We start from the raw sequence: 19,493 nt of genomic DNA, 5'->3' as shown, positions 1-19,493 counted from the left end.
GACAGCAGATCCAGCGCGGCCACCGCGGCCCCAGGCGCACGACCGGTTCCAGCCAGCCGGCGCCGGCGGCACGCACCACCTCCGTCAGCGGTGCGGCGGCCTGCGCCAGTTGCTGCGGCCCCAGCGCCAGCAGAGCGGCGACCGCGACCGCCGCGTACACAATCAAGGTGATCGCGAGGGCAGTCGGAATCGCACGCGGGATGGTGCGTTGCGGAGCTCGGACCTCCTCGCCGAGTGTGGCGATACGTGCGTATCCGGCGAAAGCGAAGAACAACAGTCCCGCGCCTGCAACACCCGGCCACGGTGATGTCGGAGCCGAACTCGAGCCGGGCGGTGTCAGTGGCGCCGGAGCCGAGCCCGGCCACCACGACCGCGGCAAGAACCGCCGATTCGACCGCGACAATGCCACGCGTCAGCCACGCCGATTTCTGCACCCCCGCGTAGTTGACCGCAGTGAACGCCACCACCGCCGCGACCGCGATCGCGTGCGCGTACTGCGGCCAGACGTAGAGCCCGACCATGAGCGCCATCGCCGCACACGAGGCGGTCTCGCCGACCACGAACGCCCACCCGGCCAGATAACCGAGGAATTCGCCGAGACGTTCACGCCCGTAGACGTAGGTGCCACCCGAGGCCGGATACCGTGCGGCCAACCGGGCCGAGGCGACCCTGCCGGCAAAGACCTCGACGCAGTGCACCCGATCCGCGACGAGGTCCGCACCCGAATCCAAGCCCTGATTACCGAACTCACCTCCTGACCACACCCACGACTGGTGAGGACTTGCGGGTGCTGGTGGAGGACTGAGGCACCCGGGTAGTGGACATCGCCATGTGTCCGGAGGGGAATCGACCACTACGCTCACACGCTCCACCAGCGAAAACTTCTCCGCTTGAGCGTCAACGGTTTGGGCGGCAGCGAGCCGATAGCATCGGCCGGAAAGCGTGCAGGTCGCACCGCAGACGGTGTCGTCAGACCAACTCGACGGTCGCCGAGGCAGCGCCGAAGGCAGGTGTATCGGAGTAGTGAGCAGTCAACGAGATGGTGGCACGCATCGCGACCGGATCGATGGACCGGACCACTGCTCGAAATGTGACATCCGCAGGGCGATGCGCCTCGAGTACGACCGGTCTGGCGAATTGGACGTAGTAGGCGACGACACGGTCCGCCGTACCCAGCCACTCGCTCAAACAGGCCGCACCGAGTCCCATGGTCAGCATCCCGTGCGCGGCGACGGCGTCCAGGCCCGCGTGCCGGGCGGCGGCATCGTGCCAGTGGATGGGATTGATATCACCGGAGACGCCCGCGTAGTGGACGAGTTCACCTCGGGTGAGTCGCACCGTCCTCGCCGGGAACTCCTGCCCCTGGCGGAGGTCCGGCACGGCGGTGCGCCGGACATTCCCTCCCGACCGGACATCGGCGGCTTCCGGAGATGGCGGAGTCCGGATGGTCTCGGGTCCGGGAAGGTCCAGCATGGCGAGCGCTTCTGCGGTCGGCGAGCTGCCGTGGTCGCGGCCGGCGAGGGTGGTGTGCACGGTTTGTACGACAGCTCCGGTGTCATCGTGGATGGTGGTGGTGAGAGCGATGAGTTCACCACCTGCCGGCGTGGACCGGCGGGAGTCCACCGTGATGTCGTGCGTCAGCCGGTCGCCTGCCGTCACCGGGCGGTTACTGTGGATTTCCTGCTCGACGTGGAGGAGGTGCGCCGGATCGTAGCCGTCGAGCGCCGCGCGCATGAGCTTCCGATGCGCCGGAAAGGTGACCGCGGAGGGGAAGGTGATCGGCGCGAGCAGCCCGGGGTGCCCGAGGTCGCGGGCCACGGTGTCCGCCCAGTGGGCCGGATGGAAATCCTGGACGGCGCGGGCGAAGTCGCGGATTTTCTCGCGACCGACTTCGTAGTGGTCTGTGGCGGTGTATCGGCGGCCGACGGTCGGGTGAATGCGCATAGCGAGCAATCCTCGGGTCAGTGCGGTGTCCGGGCGGCGAAGATCCGCTGGCCGTGCGCGGCAAGCGGCTGCTCCGGCCCGGGCAGTACGAGCCAGGGCGCGAGATCGGCGGCGACGAGTTCGGCCCGCCATTGCGATTCGGTCAAGAAGATGCGGTCGGAGCCCGCGCGCACGTCGTCGACGCCGGGGCGTACTCCCCCGGTTCGGGGGGACATCAGGAAGTGCATCGAGGTGAGCAGTTGGGGGTGTTCCCGGCAGGACTCGATCACCAGTAGGTGTCCGCCGGGGCGGAGCAACTGGCGCAGTCGGCGTAGGGCCGCTCGGCAGTGGTGGGCGTTGTGCAGCACATTGGCGGCCAGCACGATATCGAAGGATCGGGGCGGTGGGAGTTCGGCGTTGAGGTCCAGTAGAGCGAACCGCAGCCCTGGGTGATGTGCGAAACGGGTACGGGCGGCGTCGAGGAAGAACGACGACACATCGGTGAAGTGGTATTCCACCGGGCGGCCGTCGAGTTGCGGGAGGAGATCCGCGGTGGTGCCGCCGACCCCGGCACCGATTTCGAGGATCCGTACCGGGTGACGATCACCGGCGAGTTCGTCCACCGCTCGTGTGACGACCCCGGCGGCCGCGGCGTTGAGGTACTGGTTCACCGGGTTGTCCCGGTACGCCGCCTCGGCGGTGAGGAGGTCGCCGTCGGGGAACAACAGTTCCTGCGCCAGCAGCCGGTCCTGCAGCAGCTCGAGCGCATGCCGGTTGGCGTCGGCGAAGAACCGCGTGAGCTGTGCGGGGAAGCCGAGATCGGCGCAGGCCCGCTCGAGATCCGGTCGCTGAGGTGTGGGTACCGCCCGCAGCGAGGCGAATCCCCTGTTCTCCTCGTGTTCCAGCCATCCGTGCGTGCTGAGCAGGGCGAGCCAGCGCCGCAGCAACCAACGGTGCCGCGGCGCAACCTCCAACATGGCGACCAGGTCTTCCTCGGTACGTGGCTCCGGCCCGGACAGCGCGGGGCGCAGTACTGCTGCCATGGCCCGTAGACCGAACAGATCGAGGTCCGCGCGGGCGGCGAGGCACTGGCGGGCATCGAAATACGCGACCGACTCGGCGGCCTGCCGGGCGATCGCCGGTGTCTCGTCGCCGGTCACGGTGCCTCGTTCAGCGGTGGGATGTTGTGATTGCAGCGGAACGTGTTTTCGGGATCGTAGCGGGTCTTCACCCGCCGCAAGCGGGGATAGGACGCGGGGTGGTAGGCGCGGCGCACACGCTCGGGTGTGGCGCTGTCGTCGAGGATTCCGATATAGGGACCGCCTGCGGAGCAGGCTTGCAGCGCGTCCACCACCTCGGCGATCCAGTCGCGGGAAGCGGTGAGGTCGGTCCCGGCGGGACCACCGGAGAACATGACCGCGTGGTAGGCGGCGTCGTGGTAGCCGAACGCGGTCGCGTCCACCGGCATACGCTGCAGGGCGCCGCCGAGTCGATGGACCGAGACCAGTGAGTACGGAGTCGGCATCCGCGCCGCGAGATCGACGAGCGCGTCGGCGGCATCATCGTCGAATGCGCGGAGCCACTCGGTGCCGGTCGCGGTGCCGTGTCCTTCGTGGAACGCTTGTTCGGTGTTGCGTTGCAGCTCTGGATAGGTCACTGGGCGGATGAGGTCGAGTTCCGGCTCGCCCAATCGGCGCAGCGCTGTCAGTTCCGTTCGCGCTCGGTCGGGGGCGCCGAAGTGGGCGACGGTGACCGCGGCCATGGGCGGTCCTTCCGGGGCGGTGGGTGGCCAGTGCAGCAGAGTGGCGCGCAGCGCCATTTCGTCGGACGCCTCGGCGCTCAGCTCCTGGAATGTTCGGAAGACGCCGGGTCCCCGGTCGAGCCGGAACAGCAGTGTGCCCGCGTGCACCTGTCGGATCGGATAGAGCTCGAGCTCGAGCGCGACCACGATGCCGAAGTTGCCGCCGCCACCGCGAAGCGCCCACAGCAGGTCCGGATGGTGGTCGCCGCTCGTGTGCACGAGGCGCCCGTCGGCCAGCACGACCTGCGCGGAGCGGACACTGTCGCAGGTGAAACCGGCGACACGCTGGAGCCAGCCGCTGCCACCGCAGAGCGTGGAGCCGACCACGCCGACCGTGGACACGTCCGCTCCGGTCACGGCCAGTCCGTGACGATGGCAGACACGGTCGAATTCGGCCCACGTGACACCTGCCCCGACGACGGCTCGCCGGGTGGACGGGTCGATGGTGACGGTTTTCAGGCCCGAAAGGTCCAGCAGCAGGGAGCCGTCGGCTGCGGGATGCTGCGCGACTTCGTGTCCGCCGCCACGTACCGAGACGGGTAACCCGTGGTGCTGGGCAGTGGTGACGGCTGCCCGGACGTCCGGTACCCGGGTGCAGCGGACGACCGCTGCCGGTCGTTGGTCGATCGCCGAGTTCCATCGCTGCCGGGCGCGGTCGTAGCCGGGATCGCCCGGTGTCAGGACGGCGCCTCGGCAGGCGGAGCGGAGTTCGGTGAGATAGCTCGAAGGTGTGGTGGTGGTCATGCGGCGGAGGACTCCTGGACGACAGCAATGGGCGGGAGCGACGGCGCGGTGGTGAGCAATTCGAGGTAGTCGGTGAGCACTTCCGGCATCCTGCGTCGCAGATATCGCGCGAACGGGTCGTTGCAGAACGCGTTCGGCGGATCGTCGGGCCAGGCGGTCGGGTCCGGCTGGTGTTCGGGGCGGCCGGCCGCGAGCAGCCGGCCGTCGGCGGAGTCCAGGAGTAGCGCGTAGTCGGTTGGGAGCACCGCCGCGACCCGGGCCGGTTCGACCGCTTCTGCGGATTCGTAGTCGAGCAGCGCGTTCGGAATACCGGTGACCAGGGTCGTTTCCCGTCGTACCGAATCGGCGAGCGCGCGGAGCCGCCCGGCGGTGTCGCGGGCGGGCAGGTCATGCCACAGGATCGTCCGGGCCGGCGCCGACGAGGGTGCATCGACGGTCAACACCACGTCGTACCGATACCGGGTGAGTTCGGTATCGGCTCGCATAGGCTTGGCGTAATAGGCGGCCCGCACCGATCGCGGGTGCCGGCGGGCGAGGTCGGCGAAGATCCGGGGATCACAGAGCAATTCCTCATCGGCATCCACGCGCGCCGCGGCGCACCGGTCGATCTCCTCGGCGGCGCGACCGGGGCCGAGGGCCCGCTCCAGCCATCGGGCGAAATCATAGGCGGTGGCGAGGTTGCGGATATCGCCGATGACGACGGTACCTCCGGGCGCCACCAGGTCGAGCGCGTCGTCCAGCACTGCGGTGAGATAGCGCTCGTCGGGGAAACATTGGGTGACGCTGTTGAGGAGTACGCAGTCGGGTCGGCCGTGCGGAGCCAGCTGCCCCACTGCGGCTGTCACGCGGTCGTCGGTGAGGTGGTGCGCGGCTGCCTGCACTACCGAGACGCTCGGTAGCTGCCGCGCGCGTAACCGCTGCACGACCGGTCCGGCCGGGTCGAGTCCCACATAGCTTCGGGTGAACGTGTGCAGGCGGTGTACCAGGAGTCCACTCCCGCAGCCGATTTCGAGAACGAAACGCGGGTTCCCGCGACGCACGAGTCCGACGGCGTGCTCGATCCATTCGAGCATGTGTTCACGGGAGAACGGCGCACCGGTATCGGAGGCCCGCCAACCCGAGAGATCGAGGTCGTCGCCGTGCCGCAGCTCGTCGGACGAGTACACGAATTCATAGACATGTCGCCAGTGCTCGAGGTACTCGGTGACAAGGGCCCCGGGAGCCGGTCGCACGGCCATTGCGTCCGCGGTCGGGCGGACCATCAGAGCGCCGTGCTTCCGGTCCCACTGCGCCGAACCCACCCAGGGGTGTCGAGTGAGCACGGAGATCAGCTGTTCGGTCACGAGGTCCGCGCCTCGGACACTGCTGCCAGCTCGGACGCGGCGAACATCCGGTAGACGCGTTCGGGATCGTTGGCCGCATGCGCGCGTCCGGCGTGCACATCACGCCAGAAACGCTGGACTGTGCTGTCGGGTCGCAGCGCGCGACCACCGGAGTTCTCGAACAGCCGGTCGATCGCGGCCACGGCACGTTCGGTGCCGCGAACCTGATCGCGGCGTAGCCGTAGCCGCTCACGTGGTCCGATCGGACGCTCCGCCGAGGCCAGGCGGTGTAGGTCGTCGATATTGTGTGTCAGTTGCCGCCAGGCCGCATCGATCTCGGTGGCGGCGAAAGCGATCCGTTCCAAGGTGGCGGGGTCGTCCCGGAAGGCGTCACCGGTGAAGCCGGTATCCTTGCGCGCATCACCGGGCAGGGCCGCGCGGACGCGGTCGTGTTGCTGTTCGAGATGGGCCCGGTAACCGCCGCGAGCCATGCCCACGACGGCCGCGGTGATAGCGCTGGTGTGCAGACAGCCGAACGGGATCCGGTACAGCGGGCCGCCGTTGAACTGCTGTCCGGGTGTGCGGCACGCGGTGACCGCGTCGGAGCCGAGCATCCGGTGGGTGGGCACGAAAATATCGTCGACGACGATATCGTTGCTTCCGGTGCCACGCAGTCCGATGGCCTGCCACACATCGGTGATGGTGTAGTCGTCGGCGGGCACGAGGAAGGTACCCGAGTCCACCGGTTCCCCGTCGACGATCACCCGGGCGCCCAGCAGTGCCCATCGGGCGTGGTCACACCCGGAGGCGAACCCCCAGCTGCCGCGGAGCCGGTAGCCGCCCTCGACGGGAACGGCGGTGCCGGTCATGGCGTACGAGGAGCAGATCGGTGTATCGGGGCCGGCGCTCCAGACGTCGTCCTGGGCACGGACGTCGAAGAGCGCCAGATTCCACTGGGAGACACCGAGAACCGCGGCCACCCATCCGGTGGAACCGCAGGCCGAGGCCAGGTCGGTGACCGCGGTGTAGAAGTGGGCCGGGTGCGCTTGGTACCCACCTTGTCGTTCGGGCCGGAGCAGGCCGAAGAACCCGGTGGCGGTCAGCTCGGTGAGGGTTTCGGCCGGGATCCGCCGGGCCTCTTCGGTGTCGCGTGCGCGTTTGCTCAAGGTCGGCAGCAGGTCACCGACCGCGGCGAGTACCACTGTGGTGGCGTCATCGGTCATTGCGTTGTCCTCTGTAGCTCGAGTGGTCCGGAGCGGCTGCGGCTCCGGGGTACGGGGGTCCTGTGCAGGTATCAGCGGGTGAACCGCAGCAGACCGGTCGCCTCATCGAGGTCGACCCGACGAAGTCCGGCTGTGCGTGCTTCGGCGGTCAGCCGATCGGCGTCCGCCGGCCAGACGTGGTGTTCGGTGTGGACCTCCTGCATCAGTTCTTCACCTCGGTAGGCGCGGTAGGTCATCCGCCAGATCAGTGACTCCGCGTCCACCGGATCGGCTCGGCTCCAGCCCTCGTAACGCAGGTCACCGGCCCGGGCGGTGGTGTAGCGCCGTTCCGGTGAGGCGTCGACCCCGCCGGGGCGCTGCACCTCGACCACCGCGTCACCGCCGGCGGCGAGCGCACCGGCGATCGCGGCCCATACCCGCGGACGGGTGGCGGTATCGAAATGCCCGATCACTCCGAGTGCCACCACCGCCGCGCACTGCTGCGGCAGCGGGGTCTCGAGGAACCCGCTCGGTAGCACGGTGATCCGTTCGCGCAGGTCTCTGCGGGCAGCCAATCGCGACAGCAGCACCGCCCGCATCGCGGCCGCCGGTTCGACCGCCACGATCCGGGCGTCGGGCAGGGCCTCGGCGACGAGCACAGTGGACAGTCCGGTGCCCGCCCCGATATCGGTCACGGGGCCGGCGATCGTGTCCACCTCGGACAGCAGTCGGGTAAGCACCGGTTCTACCGCGGCCACATAAGGGGTGGCCATGAGGTCGTAGAACTCCGCGGCCGCGGCATAGTCGTCGGTCACGGTGTCTCCGAGTCGTCGAGGCCGGACAGCATTTCCGAGATCAAGTGGGCGACCGTGGCGACGGCCGGTGGCCGCAGCAGCGCGTAGTGGTGCGCCGCGACCGGCCGGTTGTCGATGGCGACGCGGGTGTATGCGGCCCACCCGAGGTCCGACAGGTCACCGCAGTCGTCGACGCCCATCCCGACGCCGGAGTTGTGCGGGGCCCGAACATCGGCCTGCACGAGCAACAGTTCGAGTCCGACACCGTCCAGGTCCCCGGTGTGATGACTGCCGAGTGCCCGCAGATGCCGGCGGAAGATGTCTTCCTTGAGCCGCTGGTCGGCCGGATTCGCGCGATCGACGAGCCCGGCGGCCGCGAGTCTTCTCCGGATTTCGGCGCGTTGCTGTTCGTCGGGGCTGCGATCGAACTCGGAATCGACGATATCCATGCCGATCTCCAGATCCAGGTATGCGGCGAGCGATCCGAGGTAACGCGTCCAGAATCGGGCACCGTCGACGTGGTGGATCCGGTCGGCGATGTTCGAGTCGATCAGGACGAGCGCCTCGACCGTCGCGCCAGTGGCCCGCAAGCGCCGAGCTACCTCGTGGGCGAGGATTCCGCCCATCGACCAGCCGCCTATGCGGTAGGGGCCGGCCGGCTGCTCGGCACGTATCACCGCTTCGTAGACCTGCGCCATTTCAGCGATGGTTTCCGGTCTCGGTGCTCCGGCGAGCTCCGGGTCCTGGATTCCGATCACCGGTCCGCGGGTATCGAGCGTCCGTACCAGGTCGAGATAGCAGAGGACATCGCCGCCGGTGGGGTGGATCAGGAACAACGGCCGGCCGGTACCGTCGCGCAGCGGCACCAGACAGTCACGCGGAACCGGCGGTTGCGGTGCCTCGTGGCGTGCCACGGAAGCTACGGCGGCCAAGGTCGGATCGGCCAGGAACTCGCGCGGCGTCACCACCAGGCCCAGTTCGTCACGCAGCCGGTTGAGCATGCGGATGGCGTTTACGGAGTCTCCTCCGACGGTGAAGAAGTCGGTGCCGCGGTCGATTTCGCCGGCGACATCGACAATCCGCTGCCAGAGTTCGGCGATGGCCTGTTCGGTGCCGGTCGCGGGCGCACCACCGACCGGAGCCACAACAGGGTCGTCACCTCGCCGAGCTGGTTGTTCGATCTGAGGCACGTCTACTGGTGCCATCCAGGTGTCCGGCCGTTCGACGAGCGCGGTCACGCTGTCGCACACGTCCTCGAACAGTGTGTCGAGCACGCCCGGTGGGAACAGTTCCGCGACGGCGTCCAGATTCACCGCCACCGAATCGTCCCAGTCCCATTGGAAGACCTGCATATCCAGGGCGACCTGCGGTGTGCGCACGCGCTGGTAGAACTGGCGGACCTCGACCGTGTCCGGGGTGCCACCCGGTGGGTGCAGCCCGAGGGTGCTGTGGAAGACGACCGGTGCCTGCGGGGCGGTATCGCGTCGGCGTCGGGCGAGTTCCCGTAGTACCTCGACACCGGCGACCTGCCCATGGTCGAGCATCGTGGCGGTGGCTTCCTGCACATGCCGGGCAGCGTCGAGGAACGTCGGCCGCTCGGGCAGGGCGATATCGAGCAGCACGGTACCCGCGTAGGGACCGATGGCGTGATCGAGATCGCGGGGCAGGTGCAGCCGGTTGAGGTACAGCACATTCAGCAGGAACCGGCGGTGCCCGGCGAGCCGGGCCAGGGCCAGGGTCCAGCAGGTGGCGAAGGCGGCCGTCGGTGTGATGTTGTATTCGGCGCAGTGTGTGCGCAGGACCGCCATCTGCTCACCGGTCACCCGGAATTCCCGGCGTTCCAGTGCCTCCGGACTCACCTGGTCGAACGGCACCGCGAAGGGCAGGGCAGGAGCCGGGGGCAGATCGTCGATCCGTTCCCACCACCACTCGCGCTGTGCCTGCCACTCGGGCTCGTCGCGCTGGCGCGCGATGGTCTCGACATAGTCGCCGAAGTGGGCGGTCAGTGGTGGAAGTACCGTGTTCGGATCGTCGAGATAGGTGAACAGCTCGGTGAACATCAACTGCACCGACCACCCGTCGGCCACGAGCAGACTGCACACGATATGCAGGCTCAGCTCGTCACCGGGTAGCCGGACGGCGGTCACGGCGAACGGCCACGGATCCATCCGCGGACCGCTACGCTGCAGGGCGGCCCGGATACGGGCCAGTTGCCGATCGATCTCGCCGGTGCTCGCATCACGCATATCGAGATGCGTGATGGGCAGCGCGGACAGTCGCGGATCATCGTCCGGCAGTACCTGCTGGGTACCGTCGGGAAGCAGGATCGCCCGGAGCATGGGCTGGCGCTCCACCTGCCGACGCACCGCCGTGTCCAAGAGGGTGGGATCGATACCCGAGAGCCGGAAATCGACATAGTTGTGTGCCGAGTCGTAGCTGAGGGCGTACCCGTGCTGCTGGCCCACCCAATACGCCTGCTGCAAGGGAGTCAGCGGGAACGGCGCGCTCGGATCTTCTTGACGGGCCAGTTCGACGGCGGCAGCCGTGATACCGGCGCGGCGTTCGTCGATCAGTACCGCGAGTTCGGCGAAGGACAGATCACCCACGAGATCCGCCACCGGGACCGCGACACCGAGCCTGGCGCGGACCATGGTGGCCATCCGGACCGCCAGCACCGAGTCACCGCCCAGGCTCACGAAAGTGGAGTCGGGGCGCACCGCTCCGGATTCCAGGCCGAGCACCTGATTCCAGATGTCACCGACGACCTCGGTGACCTCTTCGTCCTGGCCCGTTCGGGCGGCCCCGGCGTCGGCGGCGGTCCACGCCTGCGGATCCGCGACGAGTCGGCGCAACCACTCCACGTAGGAGGCGAACGCGGTATCGGCCGCCACGGGCTCGAGCACGGTTTCGAGCACATCCCACTGCAATTGCAGGCCGTCGGCGTGCACGAACGCCTGGTGGTCGAGCCACACCTGCGGAGTTTGGCTCACTCCGTGCACGATCCGGCCGGCCCACTCCAGATCAGGTGCACCGCCGACCAGTTCGACCACGTCGAGGGCGCTGGTGAACACGACCGGCAGCAGCCGTCGCTGCCCGGTGCGGGTGGACAGTTCGGCCAGCACATCCAGGGCCGAGTATTCGCGGTGATCGATATCGTCGAACAGCTGCCGCTGGGTGCGCGCAGCGCGTTCGGTGAACGACCCCGCACCGGCGCGGTCCACCTCGTGGGCCAGCAGGGTGGTGAAGTCGCCGACCGCGGAGTCGATACCGGGCAGGGCCACCGGCCGGTCTATCAGTGTCAGGGCCAGGGTGAACCGGTCGTCCCCGGCCCAGGCGGCGAGCACATCCGCGTAAGCGGTGAGCAGCACGGCGGACGGAGTCACACCGTTTTCGGCGGCCAGGCTGCGCAGCCGCTGCCATTGCGCGGGAGCGAGCCGGGCCTCCCGGCGGCCGAACCAGGGCTGGGTCTGGGTGCGCGTACGCGTCGGCAGGTTCGGCGGGCCGGGCAACTCGGCCATCCGTTCCTGCCAGTACGCGGCCGCCCGGCGCCGGTCGGCCGAATCGGCGCGGGCCTCGGTATGTGCCACGTAGTCGGTGAACCGGGTCGGCAGCGGCGGCAGCAGCACCGAGGCCGGGTCGGTGTAGTACATCCGTAGGTCGCGATCGAGGACGAGGAAGCTACCCGCATCGCAGATCAGCGCGTCGATGCCGATGAACAACCGGGTGGTGGTGGAGTCCAGGACTGCGGCCCGCACATCGAACAGAGGCCAGCGGTCGGGCCGGTGCACCCGGTGCGACAGCCGACGCCGCAACTCGGCGAGCGTGTCGTCCCGTGCTTCCTGAGCCGAGGTGGTGAGGTCGTGCCGGCGGATCCGGAAATCGGGCACTTCGGGCAGAATCCGATTCCTGCCGTCCTCGGTGACCACGGCGCGCAACATCTCGTGCCGCTGGATCACCCGGTTCCACGCCTGCTCGTAGCGGCCCAGGTCGAGATCCGTGCAGTCGTATTCGAGATAGATATGGCATGACACGTCGCTCAGGCCGAATGCGCCCGACCGCCCCACCCAGTACGCGTGCTGTACCCGGGTGAGCGGGAACGTCGGGTCCTCGGCAATCGGGATAGCGAGGGCCTCGGGCACCGGAATATCGACGCTTGTCGCCGCGGGCACCGGTGATCCGGTTCCGGCTGCCGTAGCGGGTCGACGGTCCCGTAACAACGTGGCGAAGTCCGCCACGGTCGAGTGCGAAAGCAATTCACGCATCCGGATATCGGTGTGTTCGCGCTCGTTGAGAATGTCCAGCATGCGGGTGGCGAGCATCGAGGTGCCGCCGAGCGCGAAGAAATCGGCCTCGGGGGTAGCCACCGTCTCACCGAGCGTCTCCGCCCACAGCGCGGCGACGGCATCCTCCTCCGGCATCGCGAAATCCGCGCGGGCGACGAGCTCTTTCACGTCGCCGTGATCCGCGGCCGCCGTGGCGCCGTTCGTTACCGGCAGCGCGGGGATGGTCGGCCGTGGGGTGTGCTCGTGCCCGGCGGTGTCCGAAGCTCGGGCGCCCACCGTCGCGAGGTCGGGCCGGATGTCCGGTGCGGAGGCGGTCACGATCTCTGTCGGCGGCGCGGCAGTGGTGTCGGCGAGGTCGCCACGGCCGGCAGGTGCCACCTCGGTGGCAGTGGGCGGGTCGATCCAGATACGGCGGCGCTGGAAGGGATAGCCCGGCAGGCGAACGCGCCGGCGCCGGCGGTGTAGCGCCGCCACATCGACATCCGCTCCGTCACACCACAGCTGTCCGATCGCCGAGAGCATGACGGCGCGGTCCGATCCGGTTCCCTCCCCGGCATCCGGCAGCGTGGTCAGCGTCCTGGCCAGCCGGGGAAGTTCGTTGCGCCGTGTGAGCGCGGCGAGTGCGCTGCCGGGTCCTACCTGGACGACGCTGGTAGAGGCCGCGGTCGTGGCGGCCCGCAGGGCGGAGGCGAACAGGACCGGCTCCCGCAGATGCCGGGTGAAGTGTGCGCTGTCGAGCGTATGGGCCCGCTGACCGGTCACCGTGCTGTAGAGCGGCAGCGTGGCCGGTGCGAACGCGACGGACGCAGCTGCCGCCCGCAGCGGTTCGACCGCGGCGGCCACCGCCGGTGAATGCAGCGCCGCGTCGACGCGCAACCTGCTGCACTGGATCGCGGCACGCCCCAGCGCCGTGGCGAACGCGTCGATCATCGCGACGGGACCGGAGACAACGCACGCGGTCGGCCCGTTCACCGCGGCCAGCGCGAGTTCCGGATAGCGGGTCAGCGCGGTACGCAGATCCTCCTCGGCGAGCGCGACAGCCAGCATCGCACCGGGTACCGCCGCGGCCAACGCCAGCGACCGCACCGCCACCAGGTGGGCGGCGTCGGCCGGATCGAGGACACCCGCGACCACCGCGGCCGCGTATTCGCCCAGGCTGTGGCCTACCACAGCGTCCGGTTCGATCCCGTGACCGCGCAAGGTCGCCGCGGTCGCCAGAGATACGGCGAACAAAGCGGGCTGACCGTAGCGGATATCGTCGGCATCGCGCCGGTCAGCACGGCCGGTGACGATCTCGCGGATGTCGTAGTCCAGCACCGGCCGCACGGCTTCGGCGCACCGATCGATCCACTCGGCGAAGACCGGCTCGTCACGGTAGAGACCGGCACCCATTCCCGGGTACTGCGCGCCCGCGCCGGGGAAAGCGAAGACGATATCGGGCCGGCCGTCCGGTACCTGGCCGACGGCAGCCGGGTGGGGGCCGGCGGGTATGTCCGTCAGTAGGGCGGCTCCCCGCCAACCGGAATCCGGATGTCGGCCGCTCGAGGCCGTGTAGGCGTAGTCGGCTCGCTCCGCCGCCGCGACGGTGACAGCGTGGTCGAGCTGGGCGCGACAAGCGTCTTCCCCGGCGGCCGAGACGAGCAGCAGCTGGGCGCGCGTGTCGTCCTGGCCTTGTCCGTCCTGGCCGGGACCGTGTTCGAGGACGATATGGCAGTTGACGCCACCGATGCCGAACGAACTGACTCCGGCGATCCTGGTGCCGTCGCGTTCCGGCCAGTCCCGGGTCTGCTCGACAGGCTCGAGAAGCCCGCGGAGGCGTTCCAGCTCCGGATGAGCCGGACGCGCGTGCAATGTCGCCGGGAGTCGTCGGTGCCACAGCGCCAGCACCGTTTTGATCAGGGATGCGATACCGGCCGCACTGTTGGTATGGCCGATATTGCTCTTCACCGACCCCAAGGCGATCGGTTCCGCCGCTGTCCGCTCACCGAAAACGGCTGCCAGCGCGGATAATTCGATCTGATCGCCCAGCGCGGTCGCCGTCCCATGCGCCTCGATGAGATCGACGGCATCGATTCCGATATCGGCGACCGCCAGCGCCTCGGCGACAGCTCGCGCCTGACCCGCGGCCGAGGGTGCGGTGAAACCCGCCTTACCGCCGCCGTCGTGGTTCACCGCGCTGCCCCGGATCACCGCATAGATGGGGTCGCCGTCGGCGAGGGCATCCGCTAGGCGGCGCAGCACCACCATGCCGACGCCCTGGCTGTGCACCATCCCGGTGCCGTCCGCCCCGAACGCCCGGGTGTGCCCATCCGCGGAGAAGATCGCCTCGGGCACGTGCAGATAACCACGCCCCTGCGGAACGATCAGCGAGGCGCCCCCGGCCAGCGCGATATCGCACTCTTCCCCCAGCAGCGCCTGCGCGGCCACGTGCACCGCCACCAACGAGGTCGCGCAGGTGGCCTGCACGGCTACTGCCGGGCCGGTCAGCCCGAGACGGTAGGCGATCTGCTGCGGAAAGTAGTCGGTGAGGTTACCCGTCTCCGCCTGGAGGCGACCCAGCGGGTCCCGCTCGGCGCCGGTCCGATACGCGACGAGGTTGTGTTCGAGGTAGTCGCTACGGGAGGCCCCGGTGAAGACACCGACCGCGCCAGGTCCCGCGCCACCGCGGTAACCGGCGTCGCCCAGTGCGTCCCACGCGCATTCCAGCAGTAGACGCAATTGCGGATCCATCAGCGCGGCATCGTGGCCGACGACGCCGAAGTGCTCCGGGTCGAAGTGGTCCTGGCCGTCGATGACCGCCCCGACCGGGACATAGTTACGGTGCTCGCGCAGGTCGTCGGGCACTCCCCGAGCGACGAGCTCGGCATCGTCGAACCTGGTCAAACCCTCCCGTCCCGAAGCGATCAGGTCCCAATACGCGGCGAGGTCCGGTGCATCCGGGAATCGGCAGGCCATCCCGACCACGGCGATGGCATTGTCGTCGTTCACGATTCGATCTCCAGTTCCGAGTCCACGATCAACCGGCCCCGTGTCATGGCCAGTACCGGGCAGGACGCTTCGACGAGCCGATGCAGCTCGCGATAACGGGTAGGGTCGGGCCCGGCCAGCCTGGCGCGGACCCGGATACGTTCGGGCTGTGCCGGGTCGGTGAGCCCGAACACGCCACCGAGGTCCACATCGGCCTCGACATCCACCGCGAGCGCGGTGATCTCGATGCCCAGGCGCGCCGCGTGGAACCGATAGGTCACGGCCTGGCAGGCGCCGAGTGCGGCCAACGCCAACCCGATCGGGTCGGGTCCGGCGTCGGTACCTCCGGCCGGGACGGGTTCGTCGACCACGAACGTGTGCCGGCCGACGCGTACCCGCATTTCGGTAGGGGTGCCCGGCCGGTGTTCGGTCCGGGCGCTGAACCGTTGTCTGCGGTCGGCCGCGCGTGCTGTGGCGGCGCGCAGCCGGTGCACGGTGTCAGTGAACGACATCGGCGAGCCTCGCATTCGATCGGTGTGCGCGCCGGCGGCGTCCGCGGGCCGCGGCGCCGGTGAGATCGATGGTCACGGTCTCGCGCGCTGGGATATCCGGCGCGGTGTGTTCGACGATCCAGTCCACCAATCGCCGGATCGTGCCGAGCCGGAAGATGTCCGGCACCGTCAGCGGCGGGGTGAGTGTCCGCAGCTTGCGGTGAGCACGGACCAGCGTGAGAGAGGTGGCGCCCAGATCATGGAACGGCGTGGTCGTCGCTGGCTCGGGACCGAGCAGCTCGGTGAAGACCTGGGTGACCGTGGATTCGATCCGGACACGGTCGGCCGAAACCGGGGTCGTCGGAGGGCGCAGAACGAGCTCGGCGGTGTCCCCCACCTGTGCCTCGGCGATCACCCCGTGCGCCGTGGCTGCCGTGTGCAGCCGGCGTACCCAGTCGCCGGCGACAGTGGCGGTAGCCCCGTCGACCGCTTCCAGGCGCAAGGTGACAGTCAGCCCCAGTGCTTCCGCTTCGCGCGCCGCATACAACAGCCAGTGGTCGCCGGTTGGGTTCGTCGAATCGGCGGCGATGCCGGGAGTGTCCGCGAAACCTCTGGAGCCGGCGTTCCGGGTGACCGCAGTGTCGACGGGAAATCCCGAGCGCACCGCCCCCTGCACTTCCGCTGCGATGCGCGGGGGCATCGGCCCACCGTCGGGGGTCGTCTCCCGTGTATCCGGACGGGACCGGTCCGGTGATTCGGGCTCTTGTTCTACGCCGGACCGCCGGAAGGGATTCGGTAGCCGGGAGTGATCCACTTTTCCGTTCGAGGTCAAGGGCAGTGCCTCGACCGTCACCCAGCGGGACGGCACCATATAACGCGGTAGCAGACGTGCGGTGTGCTCGGCGAGTTCCGTTGTATCGAAGGGAGTTTCACCGGCGACCAGGTAGGCGACCAATTGCGGCCGGTCGTCTGCCCCCGGCACCGCGGCGGCCACCGATCGGCGCACTGCCGGATGCCGGGCGAGCGCGGCCTCGATTTCGCCGAGTTCGATGCGGTGGCCGCGCACTTTCACCTGCCGGTCGACGCGGCCGAGGAACTCGATGGTTCCGTCCGGCCGCCACTTGCCGAGGTCACCGGTGCGATACAGCCGCCGGTCCAGCCGCGGGTGGTGGATGAACCGCTGGGCGGTCTGCTCGTCGTCACCGACGTACCCGCGGGCCAGCCCCGCACCGCCGATGTGCAATTCGCCGGGGACACCTACGGGGCAGGGGTGCCCTTCTTCGTCGAGGATCAGGAAGAACTGCTCACGCAACGCCCTGCCGTACGGCACACTCGTCCATTCGGACCGCACCTCCTGCACCGGGTGACAGATGGACCAGATGGCGGCCTCGGTCGCACCGCCGAGGCTGATCACTCGCACGTGATCGCCGATCACCGCGCGGAGCCGCTCGGGCAACGACAGCGGTATCCAGTCACCGGACAGCAGGAGCACCCGCAGCGAGCTCAGCCGCGCCGCAGCAGCGGGATCGGCCTCGGCGTACTCGACGAGCATCTCGGCGAGCGCCGGTGCGGTATTCCACACCGTCACGCGATGGGCGCCCACCAGCTCGCACCAGTGGCCGGGGTCGCGCAGCCGGTCGGCGTCCGGAAGCACCAGCGCCCCTCCGGCCCCGAGCACACCGAACAGGTCGTACACCGATAGGTCGAAGCTGAGCGCCGACAGTGCCAGGACCCGGTCGTCCGGGCCGATACCGAAGCGGTCGTTGATATCGTCGATCGTGGTCCGTGCCGCACGATGCTCGATCGCGACACCCTTCGGCTCCCCCGTGGATCCGGAGGTGAAGATGACATAGGCCAGATCACTGTCCGCGACGGCTATGGGTTCGGCGACGGTGACCGCCGCGGGCAGGTCGTCGATCGGATGGACCCTGACGCCCTCGGGAAGCTCCACGACGCCGGAGACCAGGGCGTGCGCGATTCCGGCCCGGCGACAGACCGAGGCGATCCGCGTGGCGGGCCAGTCCGGTTCGACCGGCACGAACACTGCTCCCGCCCACAATGTCCCGTACACGGCGGCAATCTGTTCTGCGGACTTCGCCGCGACGACGGCCACTCGATCGTGCGGACGTATACCGGCTGCGAGGAGCCTGCCCGCTACCGCGCGCGCCCGGGCAGCCAGCTCACCGTGGGTGAGCGATCCCGCGGTGGTCACCACCGCGGTGGCATCCGGCCGCAGTGCGGTCCGGTGGTGCTGCGGTTGTACGAGCAGCCCTGTCCCGAGACCGTCCGGCAGTGCTCGCACCCCTTCGAAGTGGGGGTTCCAGCCGAGGTCGACTGTGTCCCAAGCGTCCTCGTCCTCGGCCAGTCGCCGCAGCAGGCGTTCGTGGGCGGAGAGCATCCGCGTGACGAAATCCGGTGGGAATGCCTCGGTGACGGCATCCCAGGCCAGTCGCAGCCCGCCCGCTTCGTCCCAGACGATGTGATCGAGGGTGACCTGCGGTGTCTGCGATACCCCGAACGTCTCGTCACCCAACCAGCCCGCGGCCGGGCCGTCGGGTCTACCGAGCCCGACACCGCTGGTGAATACGACGGGGTAGCGCGGGGTGAGGTCGGCGGCCTGCTCGCGCTGCACCTCGACGCCGCTGTACGAGCGATGCTCCAGGTCGGCCCAGAAGCGTGAATTGACTCGCCGGGCGAACTCGGCGAAGCCCTGCCACTCTCCGGGGGTCACCTCGGGGATCTCGACCAGCGCGGTGGTGCTGAAATCTCCGACGACTCCCTCGGCCTCCACACTGTCGGGGCGATCGAAGAGCGTGGTGTTCAGGCAGAACGCTTCGTCGGCTCCCCACCGCGCCAACGTGACCCCGAAGGCCGCGAGCAGCACCGCTGTGGGGCTGAGACCGCGCTTTTTCGCGGCCGTGCCGAGCGCTGACCAGTGCTCCGGCGCCAATCGCGCCTCGTGCCGGCGGAAGCGAGCGCGGTGGATGGTCTCCGGGGCCACGGCATAGGGCAGTCGTGGTCCCGGCGGCAACGCCGGCAGACGTTCCTGCCAGTACAGGCGATCGCGCCGGCGACGCGATTCGTCGGTGGTGCGACGATCACGCAGAATTCGCAGGAACGACGTCGAAGGGCGTGGGAGGACGAGCTCGGGGTCGGCCACCAGCTCACCCCACTCCCACATGAGCTGGTTCCAACTCGCCATATCGAGCACGATGATGTCGAAGCCGATGAACAGCCGCAGCGCACCGGACGGCAGGATCGTCGCGTGGATGTCGTAGAGGGGCCATACCGCGCAATCGCGGACCTGATGGGACTTCTCATCCCGTAACAGGGCCAGCGCCGCGGCGGCGTCGTCGGCGGAGCCGCGCAGATCGCCGACCCCGATCCGGTACCGCTGTCCCGGTGGCAGTACCCGCTGACGACCGTCGTCGGTGACGACAGCGCGCAACATATCGTGCCGGGCCACCACGTGGTTCCATGCCGCTTCCAGCGCGGCGATCTCGGCGTGCGGGTCCGAGGTGACGAAACGGGCGGGATCGCGGTCGTATTCGAAGTAATAGAAGGTGGCGACCCCGCCGAGCGGCATACCCGCTTCCCGGCCCACCCAGTACGAGGCCTGGATGGCGGTCAATTCCTCCTCCGTCACCGACTCGGTTGCCGGCGCTGACACCGCGAGGCCGATCTCGGGCTGCACGGTCCCCGCGCCGTCGCGGCGCTTGTCGACCTCCGCGGCCAGCGACCCGACGGTGGCTCCCACGAACGACTCCAGTGGTACCCGGATTCCCGTCCGCTCGGCCAGACGCAGGTGCAGACGCGCCGCGAGGAAAGAGTCCAACCCGTATTCCTGCAACGGAAGGTGGCCTGTGATGCCGTTCGCATCCATCCCCAGAACTGTCGCGGCACATCGCCGCACTTCATCTTCTGTTGTCGGCATCTCCAGCCCTTGCTCGGCGAACTCAACGCGCT

General features: G+C 69.0%; 9 protein-coding genes and 1 pseudogene. All 10 read right to left on the bottom strand.

Annotated features, from left to right (window positions below):
- Positions 1-28: 28 nt before the first annotated feature.
- Positions 29-665, bottom strand: a pseudogene (locus tag OH799_RS11490) (APC family permease); the annotation flags it as partial.
- A gap of 304 nt (positions 666-969) precedes the next feature.
- A complete protein-coding gene (locus OH799_RS11485) occupies positions 970-1,944 on the bottom strand; it encodes a fused (3R)-hydroxyacyl-ACP dehydratase subunits HadA/HadB (RefSeq protein ID WP_406279082.1) in 975 nt (324 codons plus the stop codon).
- A 17-nt stretch (positions 1,945-1,961) separates the two neighbouring features.
- Positions 1,962-3,083 carry a class I SAM-dependent methyltransferase gene (locus OH799_RS11480; RefSeq protein WP_406279079.1) on the bottom strand — a complete coding sequence of 374 codons (1,122 nt, stop codon included), beginning with the start codon at positions 3,081-3,083 and terminating at the stop codon, positions 1,962-1,964.
- Positions 3,080-4,468 (bottom strand): FAD-binding oxidoreductase, encoded by a 1,389-nt coding sequence (locus OH799_RS11475; RefSeq protein ID WP_406279076.1) that lies wholly within the window; start codon positions 4,466-4,468, stop codon positions 3,080-3,082. Before OH799_RS11475 ends, OH799_RS11480 begins: the two co-directional genes overlap by 4 nt.
- A complete protein-coding gene (locus OH799_RS11470) occupies positions 4,465-5,811 on the bottom strand; it encodes a class I SAM-dependent methyltransferase (protein WP_406279073.1) in 1,347 nt (448 codons plus the stop codon). Before OH799_RS11470 ends, OH799_RS11475 begins: the two co-directional genes overlap by 4 nt.
- On the bottom strand, positions 5,808-7,013 hold the full coding sequence (gene hsaA / locus OH799_RS11465) for a 3-hydroxy-9,10-secoandrosta-1,3,5(10)-triene-9,17-dione monooxygenase oxygenase subunit (RefSeq protein ID WP_327150594.1): 1,206 nt from the start codon (positions 7,011-7,013) through the stop codon (positions 5,808-5,810). Before hsaA ends, OH799_RS11470 begins: the two co-directional genes overlap by 4 nt.
- A gap of 71 nt (positions 7,014-7,084) precedes the next feature.
- Positions 7,085-7,807, bottom strand: coding sequence for a class I SAM-dependent methyltransferase (locus OH799_RS11460; RefSeq protein WP_327150593.1), 723 nt, complete (start codon positions 7,805-7,807; stop codon positions 7,085-7,087).
- Entirely contained in the window at positions 7,804-15,057 is a 7,254-nt protein-coding gene (locus OH799_RS11455) for a condensation domain-containing protein (RefSeq protein WP_406279068.1), read from the bottom strand. The genes OH799_RS11460 and OH799_RS11455 overlap by 4 nt, the downstream gene beginning before the upstream one ends.
- Entirely contained in the window at positions 15,054-15,548 is a 495-nt protein-coding gene (locus OH799_RS11450; protein ID WP_327150591.1) for an OsmC family protein, read from the bottom strand. The genes OH799_RS11455 and OH799_RS11450 overlap by 4 nt, the downstream gene beginning before the upstream one ends.
- Positions 15,535-19,461 (bottom strand): amino acid adenylation domain-containing protein, encoded by a 3,927-nt coding sequence (locus OH799_RS11445; RefSeq protein WP_406279065.1) that lies wholly within the window; start codon positions 19,459-19,461, stop codon positions 15,535-15,537. Before OH799_RS11445 ends, OH799_RS11450 begins: the two co-directional genes overlap by 14 nt.
- Between the last annotated feature and the right edge of the window lie 32 nt (positions 19,462-19,493).

Origin of the sequence: Nocardia sp. NBC_00881, from assembly GCF_045207455.1 — a bacterium.
In the GTDB taxonomy this organism is placed as follows: domain Bacteria; phylum Actinomycetota; class Actinomycetes; order Mycobacteriales; family Mycobacteriaceae; genus Nocardia.
This window is presented reverse-complemented; position numbering and strand designations above follow the sequence as displayed.